The organism is Dysgonomonas sp. 37-18 (assembly GCF_001899125.1).
Classification (GTDB): Bacteria; Bacteroidota; Bacteroidia; order Bacteroidales; family Dysgonomonadaceae; genus Dysgonomonas.
Map to the genome: position 1 here is coordinate 1 of NZ_MKVC01000002.1, position 2,820 is coordinate 2,820.

The window sequence follows — 2,820 nt, forward strand, 5'->3', positions numbered from 1 at the left end:
AGAGCCGTATACGCCGGAAGGTGTACGTACGGTTCGGAGGCGAGTGCTTGGAAACCAATCATAGTAATATGATATGGCGCTGGGTGCTTAGCCTACATCACAAAATATTGTTTCCTATCGTAACGATTATCATTATGGAAGTTTTCATCAATAAAATGCGTCGCTTACAGGGAATCAGAAAGATGATATTGATTGAAGAAGCATGGAAAGCGATTGCTAAAGAGGGTATGGCAGAGTATATTAAGTACCTTTTTAAGACCGTTCGAAAATTCTTCGGAGAAGCAATCGTTGTCACTCAGGAGGTGGATGATATTATTGCATCACCTATCGTTAAGGAATCCATCATCAACAACTCCGACTGCAAGATTCTCCTAGACCAGCGTAAGTACATGAACAAATTTGATAGCATCCAAGCTCTTTTGGGGCTGACCGAAAAAGAAAAAAGCCAGGTGCTATCCATCAATATGTCCAACAATCCGAACCGAAAATACAAGGAAGTCTGGTTTGGTTTAGGTGGTGTTCAGTCTGCTGTATATGCCACAGAAGTGAGTTTGGAAGAGTATTTTACGTTCACAACGGAAGAAACGGAGAAGCTGGAAGTTGCACAGAAAACTGAAGAGTTGGATGGTAATATTGAGTTGGCTATTAAACAAATAGCAGAAAGTAAACGCAAGTAAAAAACGAAAAGCTATGTTCAGTCAATGTAATATAACCGATTCTTGTTCCACTTCTACAGATTTTTCCATGCGGGAGATTACGGGGCGTTGGGTAAGTAGAGAAGGTGCACCTGCGATAAGAATATATCGCAATATCTCCCGAAAGAAAGGAGGCATCCGGCTCTGTCTTACTTACAACAACCCGCAGGTAGTCTGTGATTGTACGGTCTACAACGTATTTGGTCTGCATTACATTGAACTGTACGAGCGTATCACAATTACTTACGACCGGGAGCAAGAGATATTACATCTTTCTGCTTTCGGAGAATATGTCCGCCAGGAGAATTAGGGCACTAAGGGCTGCCTCCGGCTTCGGACGGTAAACGGGTAATAACAATTAAAAAATAACGAATATGAAAAAGATACTTTTCTGTCTTATGGCACTCATGGGGCTATGTACCTATCAGGCAAAAGCACAATGGACGGTGATTGATCCCTCCAATCTGGCACAAAATATATTGACTGTTTCCAAAACGGCTACAACAGCCAGTAATGTGATTAACTCTTTCAAAGAGATGCAAAAAATCTACGATCAGGGAAAACAGTATTACGACAAATTAGAATCAGTACACAATCTGATCAAAGATGCACGCAAAGTAAAGGAAACGGTAGAATTGGTCAGCGAAATATCGCATATCTATTCTACCAACTTCAACAAGATGTTATCCGATAGAAATTTTAGTGTCAGTGAACTGGAAGCGATATCAAATGGATATGCCAAGCTGTTGAACGAAAGTGGCAATCTGCTTGCAGATATAAAGAATGTCGTTTCCATCTCTAACGGGCTTTCGATGACTGATGCCGAGCGTATGTCAATCATAGATGAGATACATGCCAAGATGGTTGAACATCGCAATCTTGTCCGCTATTTCTCCAAGAAAAGCATCTCCGTTTCCTTTATCCGCAGTCAGGAGAAAGGCGATTTGGCGAGAGTGAAAAGCTTGTATGGTAATCCATCCGATAGATATTGGTAACCATGATACTGCTTGCAATAGATTTTGACAACCTGCATCAGCTTCTTCGGAATCTGTATCAGGATATGATGCCTCTTTGTGGTGATATGGTAGGTGTTGCCAAAGGGATAGCCGGACTTGGTGCTCTGTTTTATGTTGCTTCCCGTGTATGGCAAGCCTTGGCACGGGCAGAACCGATAGACGTATATCCCTTGCTAAGACCTTTTGTTATCGGGCTATGCATTATGTTCTTTCCGACTTTTGTACTAGGTACAATCAACGCTGTTATGTCACCTGTAGTAAAAGGAACACATACCGTATTGGAGACACAAATGACAGATGTGCATGCCCTGCAAGTGGAAAAAGATCAACTGGAGTACGATGCAAGGCTGCGTGAAGGAAAGGCATGGCTGGTCGATGACGAGGTGTACGATCAAAAGATGAAAGATCTCGGAATTACTGATGCTGCCGAAATGATCTCTATGTGGGGCGAACGCACCTGGTACGATATGAAAATGTGGTTTCGCCAACTGATTCGGGATTTCTTCGAACTACTGTTCAATGCCGCAGCTCTTACGATTGATACCCTGCGAACGTTTTTCCTAGTGGTGCTGTCAATCTTAGGACCGTTGGCTTTTGCCCTCTCTGTTTATGACGGTTTCCAATCCACGCTGACCAACTGGATTTCCCGCTATATCTCAGTGTATCTGTGGCTCCCCATTTCCGATCTGTTCTCGGCAGTACTGTCCAAAATTCAGGCTCTCATGCTGCAAATGGATATAGACCTGTTAAGAGATCCGTCCTATGTGCCGGATGCCAGTAACGGAATATATATCATATTCTTCATCATCGGAATTATAGGATATTTCTCTATTCCGAGCGTAGCGGGTTGGGTTATTCAGGCAGGTGGCGGTAGTGCTACACGCGGAGTAAACACAATGGCGAGTAAAGGGACTGCAATGGCAGGAGGTGTTGCCGGAGCTGCGGCAGGCAATGTAGCCGGTCGTCTAATGGGGAAAAAATAGACAGCCACATTGTATCATTTATTAATTCAAAATAAAACGAACACATGGAGTTCAAGAGTTTAAAAAATATAGAAACATCATTCAAACAGATACGCCTGTTCGGGATTGTCTTTGTCTGTATGTGTG

Annotated in this window: 4 protein-coding genes and 1 pseudogene; all 5 read left to right on the forward strand. The window is 42.9% G+C overall.

Translation table 11 applies throughout. The annotated features are described in order from the left end of the window. On the forward strand, nt 1-677 hold a 677-nt coding region (locus BGO84_RS00140), incomplete at its 5' end, for a TraG family conjugative transposon ATPase (RefSeq protein WP_291026513.1). A 13-nt stretch (nt 678-690) separates the two neighbouring features. After that, nucleotides 691-1,005: a DUF3876 domain-containing protein gene (locus BGO84_RS00145; protein ID WP_291026515.1), complete on the forward strand. Its 315-nt coding sequence runs from the start codon at nt 691-693 to the stop codon at nt 1,003-1,005. Between the two features lie 64 nt (nt 1,006-1,069). After that, nucleotides 1,070-1,690, forward strand: coding sequence for a DUF4141 domain-containing protein (locus BGO84_RS00150; RefSeq protein ID WP_291026517.1), 621 nt, complete (start codon nt 1,070-1,072; stop codon nt 1,688-1,690). Between the two features lie 2 nt (nt 1,691-1,692). Beyond that, nucleotides 1,693-2,694: a conjugative transposon protein TraJ gene (gene traJ, locus BGO84_RS00155; protein ID WP_291026519.1), complete on the forward strand. Its 1,002-nt coding sequence runs from the start codon at nt 1,693-1,695 to the stop codon at nt 2,692-2,694. Nucleotides 2,695-2,738: 44 nt separating this feature from the next. Continuing rightward, nucleotides 2,739-2,820: pseudogene (locus BGO84_RS00160) on the forward strand (conjugative transposon protein TraK); the annotation flags it as partial.

What these genes read in the sequence shown, in the direction of transcription:
- BGO84_RS00145 (WP_291026515.1), top strand. Translation starts at nt 691, where the DNA reads ATGTTCAGTCAATGTAATATAACCGATTCTTGTTCCACTTCTACAGAT.
- BGO84_RS00150 (WP_291026517.1), top strand. Translation starts at nt 1,070, where the DNA reads ATGAAAAAGATACTTTTCTGTCTTATGGCACTCATGGGGCTATGTACC.
- traJ (WP_291026519.1), top strand. Translation starts at nt 1,693, where the DNA reads ATGATACTGCTTGCAATAGATTTTGACAACCTGCATCAGCTTCTTCGG.